Source organism: Lysinibacillus parviboronicapiens (assembly GCF_003049605.2).
Taxonomy (GTDB): domain Bacteria; phylum Bacillota; class Bacilli; order Bacillales_A; family Planococcaceae; genus Lysinibacillus; species Lysinibacillus parviboronicapiens.
The window spans coordinates 2,190,779-2,205,187 of record NZ_CP073713.1; the positions used below are offsets into that span (position 1 = coordinate 2,190,779).

At 37.5% G+C, this 14,409-nt stretch carries 14 protein-coding genes; 9 read left to right on the top strand and 5 right to left on the bottom strand.

The features are described from left to right. Positions 1-119: 119 nt before the first annotated feature. Together C9J31_RS10400 and C9J31_RS10405 are read right to left on the bottom strand one after the other, a co-directional pair. Positions 120-473, bottom strand: a complete 354-nt coding sequence (locus tag C9J31_RS10400; protein ID WP_054768494.1) for a DUF4260 domain-containing protein — start codon at positions 471-473, stop codon at positions 120-122. Then, positions 460-900 (bottom strand): MerR family transcriptional regulator, encoded by a 441-nt coding sequence (locus tag C9J31_RS10405; protein WP_107949116.1) that lies wholly within the window; start codon positions 898-900, stop codon positions 460-462. The genes C9J31_RS10400 and C9J31_RS10405 overlap by 14 nt, the downstream gene beginning before the upstream one ends. 298 nt (positions 901-1,198) lie before the next feature. Between C9J31_RS10405 and C9J31_RS10410 the strand changes: the two genes are divergently transcribed. Further along, a complete protein-coding gene (locus C9J31_RS10410; RefSeq protein WP_107949118.1) occupies positions 1,199-2,650 on the top strand; it encodes a tetratricopeptide repeat-containing diguanylate cyclase in 1,452 nt (483 codons plus the stop codon). 67 nt (positions 2,651-2,717) lie between these two features. Here the strand turns inward: C9J31_RS10410 and purU are convergent, their stop codons facing one another. Further along, positions 2,718-3,626, bottom strand: coding sequence for a formyltetrahydrofolate deformylase (gene purU / locus C9J31_RS10415; RefSeq protein WP_107949120.1), 909 nt, complete (start codon positions 3,624-3,626; stop codon positions 2,718-2,720). Positions 3,627-3,780: 154 nt separating this feature from the next. Here purU and C9J31_RS10420 point away from each other — a divergent pair, with 154 nt between their 5' ends. The 8 genes from C9J31_RS10420 to C9J31_RS10455 all read left to right on the top strand — a co-directional run bounded on the left by C9J31_RS10420 (position 3,781) and on the right by C9J31_RS10455 (position 12,096). Beyond that, positions 3,781-4,296: a sigma-70 family RNA polymerase sigma factor gene (locus C9J31_RS10420; protein WP_107923729.1), complete on the top strand. Its 516-nt coding sequence runs from the start codon at positions 3,781-3,783 to the stop codon at positions 4,294-4,296. Then, positions 4,283-4,954 (top strand): TIGR04104 family putative zinc finger protein, encoded by a 672-nt coding sequence (locus tag C9J31_RS10425; protein WP_107949122.1) that lies wholly within the window; start codon positions 4,283-4,285, stop codon positions 4,952-4,954. The genes C9J31_RS10420 and C9J31_RS10425 overlap by 14 nt, the downstream gene beginning before the upstream one ends. A 152-nt stretch (positions 4,955-5,106) precedes the next feature. After that, complete coding sequence (locus C9J31_RS10430) at positions 5,107-5,658, top strand: biotin transporter BioY (RefSeq protein ID WP_054768496.1); 552 nt, start codon at positions 5,107-5,109, stop codon at positions 5,656-5,658. A gap of 13 nt (positions 5,659-5,671) precedes the next feature. Next, positions 5,672-7,255, top strand: a complete 1,584-nt coding sequence (locus tag C9J31_RS10435) for an amidohydrolase (RefSeq protein ID WP_107949124.1) — start codon at positions 5,672-5,674, stop codon at positions 7,253-7,255. 529 nt (positions 7,256-7,784) lie between these two features. Continuing rightward, positions 7,785-9,560 carry a glycerophosphodiester phosphodiesterase gene (locus C9J31_RS10440; protein ID WP_107949126.1) on the top strand — a complete coding sequence of 592 codons (1,776 nt, stop codon included), beginning with the start codon at positions 7,785-7,787 and terminating at the stop codon, positions 9,558-9,560. A 122-nt stretch (positions 9,561-9,682) separates the two neighbouring features. Then, positions 9,683-10,615 carry a stalk domain-containing protein gene (locus C9J31_RS10445; RefSeq protein ID WP_107949128.1) on the top strand — a complete coding sequence of 311 codons (933 nt, stop codon included), beginning with the start codon at positions 9,683-9,685 and terminating at the stop codon, positions 10,613-10,615. A gap of 378 nt (positions 10,616-10,993) precedes the next feature. Further along, a complete protein-coding gene (locus C9J31_RS10450; RefSeq protein WP_107949130.1) occupies positions 10,994-11,524 on the top strand; it encodes a cysteine hydrolase family protein in 531 nt (176 codons plus the stop codon). Positions 11,525-11,550: 26 nt separating this feature from the next. Next, a complete protein-coding gene (locus C9J31_RS10455) occupies positions 11,551-12,096 on the top strand; it encodes a GNAT family N-acetyltransferase (RefSeq protein ID WP_107949132.1) in 546 nt (181 codons plus the stop codon). Between the two features lie 75 nt (positions 12,097-12,171). Here the strand turns inward: C9J31_RS10455 and fumC are convergent, their stop codons facing one another. Both fumC and C9J31_RS10465 read right to left on the bottom strand, forming a co-directional pair. Continuing rightward, complete coding sequence (fumC, locus tag C9J31_RS10460; protein ID WP_107949134.1) at positions 12,172-13,563, bottom strand: class II fumarate hydratase; 1,392 nt, start codon at positions 13,561-13,563, stop codon at positions 12,172-12,174. A gap of 465 nt (positions 13,564-14,028) precedes the next feature. Beyond that, entirely contained in the window at positions 14,029-14,247 is a 219-nt protein-coding gene (locus tag C9J31_RS10465) for a hypothetical protein (RefSeq protein ID WP_107949137.1), read from the bottom strand. Positions 14,248-14,409: the final 162 nt, after the last annotated feature.

Sequence of the window (14,409 nt, forward strand, 5' to 3'; positions counted from 1 at the left end):
AAAGGGGCCCTTTTAACGTTACTAAAGTTGGTAAAATTGCAATCATCGCCGATAGCATGACCAAAATCACCGCTAGAATAGCAACAACAGACGCTAGAACCATCAACTACTTTCGATAGTTAGGTGATTTGTTGTAGGTGTGTTTTGTTGAATGCTTCATTATATTTCAAGCCATATCCTAGCGTGCGATCTAAAAAGATATGTGATAGCCAAATAATAGATAGCATTAGTAGTAGTGAGGCGTTTAACGCAAAAGCAATCATTAACAAGATGGCTGGAAGCACAAGACTATGTCCGATATTATAAAATAAAGCACCAATTTTTGTATTGAACAGATAACCTAACATACTAAAATCAGGGACTAATAAAAGCAGGATAAACAGTAACATGGAAAAATCGAAATGCCAATAAAAATAAATACATAATAAAAATGCAATAAAATATTCGAGATAAATAACTTTACGGAGTTTCATGATTGTCACGACCTTCTTGTAAATTTTTATACATATTCTCTATCTGTAATGCGATCTTTTCTTTGTTTTCTTCGTACTTACCGTCATACATCAATGTTTGGACGAGTTGTAGAGACAGAACCGCTTGCTGATAAAAATGAATTTGCTGTTCTATGTTCGTAATTTTTGCTGTGAACAACTGAACAGTTTGTTGATTGCAAGTAGGAGAGACTGGTTTATCCTCCAATAGTAGTAACTGTTTAATTTCTTGCAGTGAAAAACCTAATTTTCTTAGTACTAGAATGAATTTTATTTTTTTTTCGCACGTCACGTCATATTTTCTGTAGCCGTTATCTTGTCTCGTCGGTGTCAATAAACCCTCCTTTTCATAGTAGCGAACTGTATCAGTTGTTAATTTATATTTGTTAGCAAAATGTTTTATCTGCACAATAAGCACCTCCTGTATGCATCATAACATTGGAGTATGCTCAAAGGTCAATGATATTTAGTCATACTTTTTTGAAAAAATAAACGTACAGGTGAAACGATTAGAGTTTGGCGTCAAGCATCATGAAAAATGGCAGAACTCCTAACAAGTCACTGTTACAGGGGCTTGTTTTCCATTTATAATAGTGTTTTAGGTTAAATTACTCAGTTGTCATTAAATAAATGAGTACAAAGAATTGTAATATTTTGAGGGGGGAGGTAGTATTAAAGAAATAAGAGATATTATAAGGAGGGGCGGTATGGACACACAAGAATTTGAAGAATTAATGATTACTCTAGACGAATTATATAGTGCGAATCGCTATTTAGAATATATAGAATTAAGTAGTGCCGCAATTGATAATGCCTATGCGCTAGCCTTATACGATAAAGCAATGCATCTGTTAAGGTACCGTTGTATGAGCTATTTTCAAGTGGGAGATTTACAAATATCCATTAATTTACTTGAGCAATATCGCGAACTTACCTTCTTGTATGGCAATGATATCGACGTCATTCAGTATTATTCACTTGCCTCCATCTATTGGGGAACATTTGGTCATCTGAAAAAATCAGAGGAGTTTATGATGAAGGGACTGGAAATTGCGGAGCGTATTCAACATGTGGAGAGCATGGGTAAAATCTATAATAATTTGAGTGGTTTAGAAATTGAGCTGGGAAAATATGATAAGGCAAAGGAACTTGCTATAAAGAGTCTCTATTATGGCAACGAATTTGACACGCAACATGTGCAGCCCTATAAAGGTATTATCCATTCGAAGACAAATTTAGCCATAGCCCATATTTGGTTGGAAGAATTTGATGAAGCTCATGCGCTATTACAGCATTTACTTGAGACCATTCAAACACCGCCTTATAGTAAGGCGCAATTAGAAGTTTTTAATGCCTATGCCTTACTTTGTGAAAAACAGGGACGAATAGGTGAAGCGATTGATATGTATCAAAAGTCGAAGCATTTTGCCATGCAAAATAATGACTTATCGTTACTTCAGATTATTTATAATTCCTTAGTAAAGTTAATCGAAGACCAAGGGAATAAAATCATTTTGTGCGCTATTCAAAAGGAATATATAAACATTTTATTAGAAATTCAAAGGGAGAATTATACACAAGTTTTATTTGAAATGGAGTATAATGCGCAGAAAAAACAATTTGAACGAAATTCGTACATTGATCCGCTAACAAATATTTATAATCGACGCTATTTTGATGAACATGCGGAGAAGATGGTGAAAACTGCTGCTCAGGAAAAATACCAACTGGCTTTAATGATGGTTGATTTGGACCATTTTAAATCGATTAATGATTCCAATGGTCATTTATTTGGGGATGATGCATTGACCATAACAGCTACTACTCTCCAAAATTATTTTCAACCATATGAAGCAATCGTTGCTCGCTTTGGTGGGGATGAGTTTATTATCCTTACTCATTTAAAAGAAGGTGAGTCTGTTCAAACTATTGCACAAAAGCTCTATCATACTTTAACGTCATTAGCATTAACGATCAATGACGAGGTTGTACATTTAGAATTTAGTATAGGTGTGAGTACGAATGACTGTGGACAAATCAATCAAGTTGAACCATTAATACAGCATGCCGACAGTGCGCTTTACATGTCAAAACGCAATGGACGTAATCAAATTACACTCTATAACCAATATAGCGATGTGGTAAATGGTAAAAAATAAAATAAAATTAAAAGAAGGGGCTTTGAAACCCCTCTTTTTTTGTTTTCAAAAAATTACAATTGATGAATTAATGGAAAACGATCGTCTTGTTGTTCTCAACAATAATACGGTTTTCCAGGTGCCATTTTACGGCTTTCGTCAGGACGCGACGTTCAATTTGACGGCCAATTTTTTTCAAATGTGCTACCGTATCACGGTGATCCACTCGTTCTACATCTTGCTCAATAATCGGTCCTTCATCTAAGTCATTTGTGACATAATGTGAAGTTGCCCCAATCAGTTTGACGCCTCTCGTATGTGCACGCTCGTATGGGTTTGCACCGATGAATGCTGGTAAGAAAGAATGATGAATATTGATGATACGATTTTTGAAATGATTCACAAATTCAGGTGTTAATATTTGCATATAGCGTGCGAGAATCAGTAGGTCCACATCATACGCTTCAATTAAACGTATTTGTTCTTGCTCCACCTGTTGACGAATCTCTTTATGTGCAGGGATATAATGGAATGGAATATTAAACGACTCAACAATTGCGCGAGCGTCCTCATGATTGCTAATGACCACTGCAATATCCGTCTCTATATCACCATTCTGCCATTCCCATAATAACTCTTGCAGACAGTGTAGCTCTTTTGATACGAAAATGGCTGTACGTTCCCGTTTAGTTAAATAACAAAATTTAGCTTCCATACCATAGTCATTTGCAATATATGTAAATACTTCTTCCATTTTCGTTGATTTTTCTTGTAGGTTGTCACAATGGAATTCAATCCGAATAAAGAAAGTACCATTCTCAGGATCGCTAGAATATTGGCTCGACTCTATAATATTTGCATTATAATTAAATAAAAATGAAGATAGTACAGCCACAATTCCTGGTTGATCGGGGCACTTGACTAGTAAACGTGCACGATTTTCCAAGTGCATGTCCGGCTCCCTCAAGATAGCCTTTACTTGGTGTTTCACGGTCATTTTTTTACAACTCCTCGTACAAAATTCGTCACTTTTTTACTTTATCAGAATAAAGCTTTATTTACAAAAAAATCAGGAAAAATAATTTGATAAAAAAATGAATCGTAAATCGACTAGCATCCGTCAGTAGTTTAGAAAGAAGGTGAGGACAGCGATGGAGATTGAACAAGTTATAACAGAGCACGGTGATTATTTACTAAAGGTTGCTTATTTATATGTGAAAAATGAAGCGACCGCTGAGGACATCGTGCAGGATGTGTTTATCGCCTTTTATCAGAAACAACAGCAGTTTCGGCAAGAATCATCATTACGTACATATTTGGTGAAAATGACAGTTAACCGCAGTCACGATTATTTACGCAGCTGGAAAAGTAAACGACTGTCACTATTTGAAAAAATAACGGGGCGCCCAACGACAATCACGCCAGAAAAAGAATTACTGGCTAAGTCTACAAAGCGAGAGTTAGTGGATGCCTTGTTTACATTATCTGTGCAATATAGAGAAGTACTCATTCTTTATTATTTCGAGGATATGAACACAGTAGAAATTGCACAGCTTGTTCGTTGTCCAGAAGCAACGGTACGAACGAGATTACAGCGTGCTAGAAAACAGTTAGCTACAGCAATTGGTGACTATGACTGGGAGGTGTTACGCCATGAATCAATTTAAGGAAGATGTGTTAACGGAGCTTCAGGATATAAAGCTTTCAGCCGAAAAAAAGCAAGCAATCGTGCAAAAAGTGCACGGGAAAAGCAAGCCGAGAAGTAGCGGCCAGTGGCAGTATCGAATTGTACTTGCGACTTTCACTGTGTTTGCCCTTACGTTTACATATTTATTATCGCAGGGCAAAGATGAGCGTACAGCTGGCAGCCAACAGGCCGCTGTCTTACAGCAAGAAACGGAAACAGCGAGCTTTTGGACATTTTTAGATTATGACCTAGTGAGAGGTATATTACTCTTTCTTTTATTTCTTGTTGTCACGTCTATTATAAAACGCTTGTTGCGAAAAAAGGGGTATGGTTTACCTGTATGTATCGAGTGCGCAGAAACTTGGACCCCCAAACAAGCACGAAAATTTTATCGTAAAAATGGGCAAATAGAGTGCCCGTACTGCGGGAAAAAACAATATCGGACGAAAAAATCTGTCCAATTAGCTGGAATACTTAATATCCCTTTTCCTATGATGATTTTCATGAATCAACTTTTTGATAACTTTTTCCTCGGAATTGGCTTTTTTGGCGCAGGTGTCTTTATTTATTATTATCAATTAGCACCATATATCTTTGGTTTACAAGAAGATGATCCTATGAATGAGCCTCTTTGGTAAGAAAGTTCACTGAAGGAAATTGCTAGTTCACTATAGCAGTTTCTTTTTATATAGCAATTTTTCAAAATGGATTGACAACAGTTTTCATTTGCTTTATCTTTGTGTTAACTTATTTAATTATTTAGTTAACGTACAAAGGGAGGCAGTTTCATTTGAAGAAGAGTCATACATATAATTATGTGTTAGCGGCATTTGGTGCAGCAATTATTGCCGTACTTGCGCAAGTAACGATTCCACTACCACTTATACCAATTACAGGGCAAACATTAGCAGTTGGCTTAATCGTTACAATCTTGGGCACAAAGCTTGGTACAATATCGGTATTGTTATATATTTTACTAGGTGCAGCGGGTATGCCAGTATTTAGTGGGATGTCAGGAGGATTTGCTATTTTAGTAGGGCCAACAGGCGGGTATATTGTAGGTTTCCTCGTAACGGCTATTATTATGGGGTTATACTTAGATAAATTCGGAATTACGCTGGTACAAGCAATCATTGCAAACATTATTGGAATGGCTGTGACATTGACATTCGGTACAGTATGGTTAAAAATTTTAGCGGATTTATCATGGACGGCTGCATTTATGGGCGGCGTAGCTCCATTTATCGTTGTAGGGATTGTGAAGGCGGTAGTAGCTGCATGGCTTGGTGTTATTGTACGTAAACGCTTAGAAAGAGCGCATTTAATTGAAGCAATAGCATAGGAGGAGAATAGTTTTGGCAACGTTATGGACAGGTGGAACGATTTACACGATGGCAAAAGTTGGCGAAACAGTTGAAGCTGTGCTTGAACAAGACGGAAAAATTGTGGCAACAGGCTCAGTAAAAGGCTTGTTGCCACAAGCTGCTTCTATCCAACAATTACATGGTTGTGTGATGTACCCAGGATTTGTCGATAGTCATTTACATATTATCGGTTATGGTGAAAAGTTAAAGCATATTGATGTATCAAACGTGAAAAGTAAGGATCAGCTACTCGCCATTATTCGTCAACGTATGGTTACTGCGACGCCAGAAGAATGGATCATAGCTATCGGGCTCAATGAAACACAATTTTTAGCACCAGTTTTTCCGACATTAGCTGAGCTTGATGCACTGGGTAAAGCCCATCTTATTATCAAACGTAGCTGCCATCATTTAATACTAGCTAATTCAAAGGCACTTGCTTTTGCAGGGATTACCAACGATACACCTTCACCTGAGGGCGGTATTATTGACAAGGTCAATGGACAAGTCACGGGTGTTTTAAAGGATGCGGCGTTATATATGATCGTCAATCAGATGCCACATATTACGCCTGCTTATCTTGAAGATGCCCTTGGAAAAGCTGTAACCTCACTACAATCGTACGGTCTTGTCGGCGGGCATTCTGAGGATTTAAGCTACTATGGACCGCCGATTCAGCCTATTGCTGCTTTTCGAAAAATCGTGGAGGAACAGAGATCTTTTAAAGTGCATTTACTACAACATCACGCTGTTTTTGAGGAAGTTGTGCAACTGCATGAACAATCATCATTATTTGTCGAGTTTGGAGCGATGAAAATCTTCATCGATGGTGCATTTGGTGGACGAACAGCGGCTCTCCGTAAACCATACTGTGATGAGCCTGACAATAGTGGAATGCTTGTGCATTCAACAGAGCAATTAGAGGCGTATATGCAGCTTGCAAGAAAGTATGGACAAACGGTTGCTGTGCATGCGATTGGTGATTTAGCGATTACGACAATTGTAGAGGTGTTTGCGAAATATCCGCCGCAAGAGGGGCAATTAGACCGCGTTATTCATTGTAGCTTGGTTGATAAGGACATTTTACAAAAGCTAGCAGCGTTACCTGTAGCAGTGGATATGCAACCACAGTTTGTTCAAGGCGAATATAAAGCGGAGCTCGCAAGGTTAGGAAAACAGCGGGCGGAAGGTTTACATCCACTAAAATCGCTGCTGGCTCATGGGCTTATTGTAGCAGGAGGTAGTGATGCACCGATTGAAGAGCCCAACCCGTTACACGGAATTTACGCTGCTGTGACAAGACGAAATTTTGGCGAATTGCATGATGGCTATGGTTCGAAGGAAAAAATTTCACGCTTTGAAGCTGTACGCTTGTATACAGTAGGGGCTGCAGAAATCATCGGACAGCACCATGTGCGAGGTAAGATTGAAGCGGGCTATACGGCGGATTTTACTGTATTTGAGGAAGATATTTTTAAGGTAGACATCGAAAAAGTGCCACATATAGACGTCGCATATACAGTAATAGAGGGGCAAATTGTCTATGCAAAAACAAAAAAACGCTGTGAAGAGTAATCTTCACGGCGATTTTTTTGTCTTAACGACTTGATTTGCATGATGACTTTCGGACAACTCTTTTACTTGTAGTTCCAAGCTATTAACACGCGAAGTGAGATTATCAACTTGTCGGAGGAGTGTGTCTTCGGGGGGCGAAGAAGCCACTGAAGACAAAGGCTTTAATTTTTTTATCATTTTTATCATAACGTAAAAAATAACTACGAAAACAAGTAGTATCATGATTGTACTTATAATGTCGCCAATGTAAAAGTTTTTCATATGTATACCTCCATTTATAAGTTTTCATATCTATTTACCGAATCAGATGGGTATAAGTTTCAAAAAATTTATATGTTTGTGCTAAATGCATAAATCTCATGATATGTAATGACATACTATAATGGACAAATTGTTTTATGGATAAGACTTTTCCCTTGAAAGGAATTGAAAGTATATTGCCATTCATATCTTATAGATAGATAGTGAGAAAAAGTGTAGTAAGTACGTTATTGGGGAAATACATTAGTATGCGACTGGGGGTGAGTGAGTGCACAAGGCAGTTCAAATTATGAGACTAGCCATCTACAATATATATAAGTATCGCATTGATTATATACAAGTTTTTGCACTGATACGGCTATTTCAATTTTTATTGATTGTGCCAGTCACAACGCTTATTTTTAAGCTAATGCTGCGAGTAACCGGCTACACACATATTACAGAGGAAAATATCCAAAGCTTTTTAGCGCATCCATTGGTTATGGGTATGATTGTTATTTGGATGATGGTAGTCCTACTATTTATTTATTATGAAATGGGTTTTCTATTTTTAATGGCATTTAATCAGCAACGTGGGATTCGTTATCAATTTTTTACAATTTGGCAACAGCTTAATCGGAAAGTCGTTTATTTTTATAGCGTTCAGGTAATTTATTTGATTGTCTATATTGCCCTGTTGCTACCACTAGCTTCATTTATGCTACCTCTGACGTTAACTCAAGCCATTTCCATTCCTCATTTTATAACAGATGAATTAATGCTTAGTCGGTCAGGAAAGCTACTTTATGCTGCTGTAGCAAGTGTACTAGTAATTGTTGGCGTACGAAGTATCCTGACATTGCCAATATTTACGATTCAACCAAAGATTTCCATTCGTCAATCGCTCGTACAAAGTTGGCGCTTTTCAAAAAGAGGCTTGTTTGAATTACTCGTATTATTGGCGATGGTTTTAACGGGTCACTTGCTATTATTACTAGGTATTACCGTTGTCGGTACATTACCACTATATATCTTAGAACGTGTGTTGCCGAGTAGTGCTCTTTTAACAGCCGGTATGACATTGGCATTTTTGGAAATCACCATTGTAGTGTTATTCAGTTTGTTACAGGCAATGTTTTCACAGGTAATGGTAGCAATTACCTATAATACACTGCTCTTATCGAAAGCAAAAATTTCACCAAACTTTGTGAAAAAGCGCTACAAACGATTATCGATAGTGGTTTGCATTGTATTTATCGTATTGAGTGTACTGAATGTGAAGTCTTTAGAGAAAAGTGTTTATGCACCTGATACAAAAATTATCGCCCACCGAGGATACACGGCAGAAGCTGTGGAAAACACCATTGGTGGACTTGTGAGAGCGGCAGCTGCAGGCGCAGACTTGGTAGAAATAGATATTCAGCAAACAGTTGATGGAGATTTTGTCGTGTTCCATGATCGGACATTAAGGAGATTAGCGGGTAAAAATGGCGTAGTAACGAATATGACCCTAAGTGAATTAGAGACCATTACAGTTCATTCAGATGGTTATAGCGATAAAATTTCGTCACTGGATGATTTCATTGAGATGGCAAAAGCTCTTGATGTGGCCTTACTAATCGAGTTAAAGGTGCAGGGCAATGAAACCGAAAATCTGTTACCAAGCTTAGTAGAGAAGTTAAATGCCTATCAAGTACTTGATACTTATTATGTTCAGTCTGCTAGTTCCCAATTGATGACACAGTTAAAAAAATTAGCCCCTAACTTACGTGTTGGCATTGTCTATGCGCTTACTGTTGGCTCCATGACTGAGACGCCAGTAGATTTTATAGCATTAGAGGAATCTTGGGTTTCTGATAATTTAATTGCAGAATTACAGCAAAGCGATATGGATTTATTTGTGTGGACTTTAAACAAAGATCGCTCTTTACAAGAATTTATCGGAAAAAATGTTGCAGGGGTTATTACGGATCATCCAGATACAGCGTTGGATATAAGGACTAAGCAAAGTGAACATCAATATTTTTTACAACGAGTATTAAATCGGCTTCAATTCATTTTTTAGCTGCATTTACTAATGTTTATTCTCGTAATCATAAAATTGAAAAATAAACTGGTAATGTTGTAACCTTTTGCTTTATAAATCGACTACTACTATGAATTCGTGAAATAAAGGAGATGCTTTTTATGAAAATGACGAAAGTCGTACCATTTGCAATGTCAGCATTATTAATCGGAGGCGCAGTAGTCGCACCAACTGTATCAGCAAACGGAGGAGAGGCAGTCGTGACGAACGCACAAAATGATGAAGCACAAAAACCTCAAGTACAGCCAATCTTTATGCAAGTAGCAGGCACAGTTGATAATGTGGAAGTACGTGACAATGCTACATATTATACGGTTAAAGAAGGCGAAAACATTAACGTATTTGTTGTCAATGAGGACACGCTTGTTTTCGATAATACTGGTAAAGAAGTAAAACTTCAAAAGGGTGATAAAGTAACAGCTTACACGTATGCAAATAAACCGATGATAATGATTTATCCTCCACAATACAACCCAGAAGTACTTATTGTTGAAACAGAGGAAATGGGCAGTGCCACAGTTGACTTTTTCAATAAAGATTTAGTGAACGTTGATAATACGTTAAAATTAAATGTTGGCAAAGAAACGGAACTACAAAGTTTATCTGGCAAAGATGTGACAGTTGAAGATTTAGCAGAGCAACATTTACTTGTGTTCTATGCAATTACAACAATGAGCATCCCAGCACAAACGCCACCATCAAAAGTAGTAGTTTTAGATACGATAGTGGAAGAGCCAGGTGAAGTGGACCCATCGCAAACTGCTGTAGAAGAAATTATCAAAAATGATTTCTATGAAGTAGAGGGTGCGACGATGGTGCCTTTACGTTTAATTGCTGAAGAACTGGGCTATAAAGTAGAATCAACAGGAAAAGGTGCAATCGTATCAAAAGGCGCATTATCGTATACGATAACACGCGGTCAAAAAGAATACGGCTACAATAAAGCTCTTCGTCACTTTGAAGTGGCACCAGCTTTATTAGAACCAACAAAAACTTATGTACCTGTAGAATTCGTTGAAGAATTAATGAAATAAAAAGCCGAAACACCCTCCTTGCATTATGTAATGGAGGGTGTTTTTGGATTTTTTTATGAGCGAATGACAGCATTACGCGCAAGAAAGGCATGAGCCGAGATAATCCCATTCTTACTAATGTGGTCATTGTTCGTACGGTGAGTGAAAATGTAAAGCGCTATGTGTCATTGTAGTGGAGTTACCCAGTCGATACCATGACCTTTGTAAACTTTGAAACACCGGCTTCACGAGAATTTAAGTCATGGGGCCATCTATGTCGTCTAGCGACCGAGCCTTTAATACAATCTCATAGGTAGCGGTGCTTTGGGGTTCTTTTAATTCAAAATCCTTTCGTATACAATAATATAGAAACAATGCAGAAACTTGTAGGGGGATAATATGAAACAGGCATTAGTCGTAGTAGATATGCAAGAAGTATTCTTTATAAAAAAGAAGTATCAATTATTTGAATCTAAGCAAGTTGTAGCAAATATTAATCACTTAATTCAATGGGCTAGAGCGAAAGACATTCAGGTAATTTTTATACAGCATACAGATTTAGGGCAAGATGATGAAATGGCCTTTGGAAAGCCAGGATGGGAACTACATCATGAACTACATAAACAGCAGCAAGACAAAGTGATTACCAAAACAACTTGGGATGCTTTTTATAAAACGGAATTAGCGCAATTTTTGCAGGATTCTAAGATTGATCAGCTTATTTTTGTCGGTGCGCAAACAGAATTTTGTTTAGATACTACGATTCGCAGTGCTTATAGCCATGGATACCACCGTAATATTTTAATAGAAGGTGCACATAGCACAATAAATAATCCTGTGTTGGATGCTGAACAGATCATTAAGTATCATGAATTTATATGGAATAATCGATTTGTAAAAATTCAGCCAAGCACTAGCTTTCAGTTGTAACTGGCGTAGCAAAGATAGGAGATACTATGCTTATAAACCAACAAGAATTTTATCAAAACGGGCTGCATTATACAATCAGGTCTGCATTTGAAACAGATGCGTTTGAATTATCAGCATTAAGGATGCAAATTGATGGGGAGACTGAAAACCTTGACCGAGAAAAAGGTGAGGCTATTATCGATACGAAAGATTTTCAACAATTGATTAAAGCGGACACTGACCACCCTCGAAACATATTTTTAGTGGCAGTTGCTCATCATCGAATTGTGGGGTTTTCCAGATGTGAAGGCTTTGCGTTAAAAAGATTTTCTCATAAAGTTGAATTTGGGGTAGGGGTTTTAAAGGAATTTTGGGGCTACGGCATCGGAAAAAACTTCTTACAGCTATCCATTGATTGGGCAGATGCCAACGATATTAAAAAAATGGCATTGCATGTCTTAGAAACGAATGACAAAGCGATTAGGCTCTATGAAAAGCTAGGCTTTGAAGTAGAAGGACTATTGAAAAATGATAAAATACTTTCAGATGGCCATTACTATCATACAGTTGTAATGGGTAGATTTAAGGATTAATCGTGGAAGTACCACAATGTCAAAATTAAATAAACCCAGCGAAGAGAGGAAACTTGGCTGGGTTTTTTTGTGGAATTATTTTGCGTTTGGATAAATCATTGTAGCTGGATCAACATATTCATCGAATTGTTTCTCCGTTAGTAAGCCTGTAGCAATAGCTGCTTCTTTTAATGTTGTGCCTTCGTTATGGGCTTTCTTCGCAATTTTTGCTGCATTTTCATAACCGATATATGGATTTAATGCTGTAACCAACATTAATGAGTTTTGCAGGTTATGGTCAAGAACCTCTTTATTTGGCTCGATGCCAACTGCACAGTGATCATTGAATGATTTCATGGTATCAGCTAGTAGTCGAGTGGATTGTAAGAAGTTATAAATGATGACTGGTTTAAAGACATTTAGCTCAAAGTTTCCTTGTGAAGCGGCAAAGGCGATGGTTGCATCATTCCCAACAACTTGTGTTACAACCATTGTCATGGCTTCACTCTGTGTTGGGTTCACTTTACCTGGCATGATGGATGAGCCGGGTTCATTTTCTGGAATTGTGATTTCACCAATACCAGAACGAGGACCGCTGGCTAACCAACGAACGTCATTGGCAATTTTCATTAAGTCTGCAGCAAGTGCTTTTAATGCACCATGTGCGACAACAGCCTCATCATGGCTTGTTAGTGCATGGAATTTGTTAGCCGCTGATGTGAAACTTTTTCCAGTTAACAGACTAATTTCTGCTGCTACACGGTCACCGAATTCAGGGTGTGCATTAATACCCGTACCAACTGCAGTACCACCAATAGCGAGTTCTTTCATATATTCAACATTGTGTTTAATCATACGCTCAGATTTTTCTAACATTGCCGACCAACCGCTTATTTCTTGCCCTAGAGTCAGTGGGGTCGCATCTTGTAGATGGGTACGGCCAATTTTAATAATATCTTTAAAGTTTGCAGCTTTGTCATCAAATGTCGCTTTCAGTAAACGAAGGCGGGGCAGTAAGTAATCTTCTACTTTCAACACAGCGGCAATATGCAAGGCTGTTGGGAACGTATCGTTTGAGCTTTGTGATTTGTTAACATCATCGTTTGGATGAATGCGATCAGCTTGACCTGCATCCTGTAAAATCTGGTTCGCACGGTGCGCAATGACTTCGTTGACATTCATATTTGATTGTGTACCACTGCCTGTTTGCCACACGACAAGCGGAAATTGATCGTCCCATTGACCGTTTAACACTTCGTCAGCCGCCTGCACAATCGCATGCGCTTTGATATCTGAAAGCTTACCAAGCTTGTTATTGGCAATAGCTGCACTTTTCTTTAAAATAGCCATGGCTTGCACGAGCTCAATCGGCATGTGTTCTGTACCGATTTGGAAGTTCTCTTTACTGCGCTGTGTTTGTGCGCCCCAAATTTTATCTGCCGGTACTTTAACTTCACCCATAGTATCTCTTTCAATACGAAAATCCATTAATAACAGCTCCTTCAAGTTATGTAAGTTTATAAATTTAAAAACGGATATTCTTAGTCTGATGTAAGAATATCCGTTTGATACATGCTTATTCAAAAAAGAGGGGGATTCTGAATTAAGCATTTGGAGAAAAGAAATAATCTATTGATAATGATAATTGTTATCAATTAAAAAGTCAATCACTTTGGTTGAAGATTTACAAATTAATTGAGAATAGTTTGCAATCGCCGATAAACTCGAATGCTAGATGAACGTCTAAGTTGTTTTGCCACATGAATTATCCGTACAAGACAATGTATTATGACTTGCTTTAGTTTATGTAATACCCCACATTGGAACGCTGCAAACATTAGGATTAAGCATGTAAATTATCAAAGCGCTATCATTTCATTTAATGATGAAATGATAGCTTGGGCATGTAGTTTGAATGGGAATTCTAGTGATTTAAAGTGGAAAGGGAAGTAGTTATCTTTTTTTCTTACCCAAATCTTTGGTTAATGGTTGTTTTTTCGTAATTTTTTCAAACATCACATGTACACGATATTTGTGATCATCCATTTTAATAATCTCGACAACTTTTGCTTTACGACCTTTAATGTGGATTTGCTCATCAATAGCGGGAATACGCACTAACAATTGATTTAAAACGGCAGTCTTATTTTCATAATAATGTACAACATTCATTTTTTACGGTCTCCTTATTGCTTATTTTAGTCAATTTATGAGGAGTACCTTGGATGTAGAACATTTGAAGTAAGTTCATTTAGCGTCAGTACATCGTTTTACGGTTAATCAGTTTTAATCAGGAAAAAAGTTAGCAACCAATGAGATATAATAAATCCGGGT

What these genes read in the sequence shown, in the direction of transcription:
- C9J31_RS10465 (WP_107949137.1), bottom strand. Translation starts at nt 14,247, where the DNA reads ATGAATGTTGTACATTATTATGAAAATAAGACTGCCGTTTTAAATCAA.
- purU (WP_107949120.1), bottom strand. Translation starts at nt 3,626, where the DNA reads ATGACCGTGAAACACCAAGTAAAGGCTATCTTGAGGGAGCCGGACATG.
- C9J31_RS10455 (WP_107949132.1), top strand. Translation starts at nt 11,551, where the DNA reads ATGCTTATAAACCAACAAGAATTTTATCAAAACGGGCTGCATTATACA.
- C9J31_RS10400 (WP_054768494.1), bottom strand. Translation starts at nt 473, where the DNA reads ATGAAACTCCGTAAAGTTATTTATCTCGAATATTTTATTGCATTTTTA.
- C9J31_RS10450 (WP_107949130.1), top strand. Translation starts at nt 10,994, where the DNA reads ATGAAACAGGCATTAGTCGTAGTAGATATGCAAGAAGTATTCTTTATA.
- C9J31_RS10445 (WP_107949128.1), top strand. Translation starts at nt 9,683, where the DNA reads ATGAAAATGACGAAAGTCGTACCATTTGCAATGTCAGCATTATTAATC.
- C9J31_RS10420 (WP_107923729.1), top strand. Translation starts at nt 3,781, where the DNA reads ATGGAGATTGAACAAGTTATAACAGAGCACGGTGATTATTTACTAAAG.
- C9J31_RS10425 (WP_107949122.1), top strand. Translation starts at nt 4,283, where the DNA reads ATGAATCAATTTAAGGAAGATGTGTTAACGGAGCTTCAGGATATAAAG.
- C9J31_RS10410 (WP_107949118.1), top strand. Translation starts at nt 1,199, where the DNA reads ATGGACACACAAGAATTTGAAGAATTAATGATTACTCTAGACGAATTA.
- fumC (WP_107949134.1), bottom strand. Translation starts at nt 13,563, where the DNA reads ATGGATTTTCGTATTGAAAGAGATACTATGGGTGAAGTTAAAGTACCG.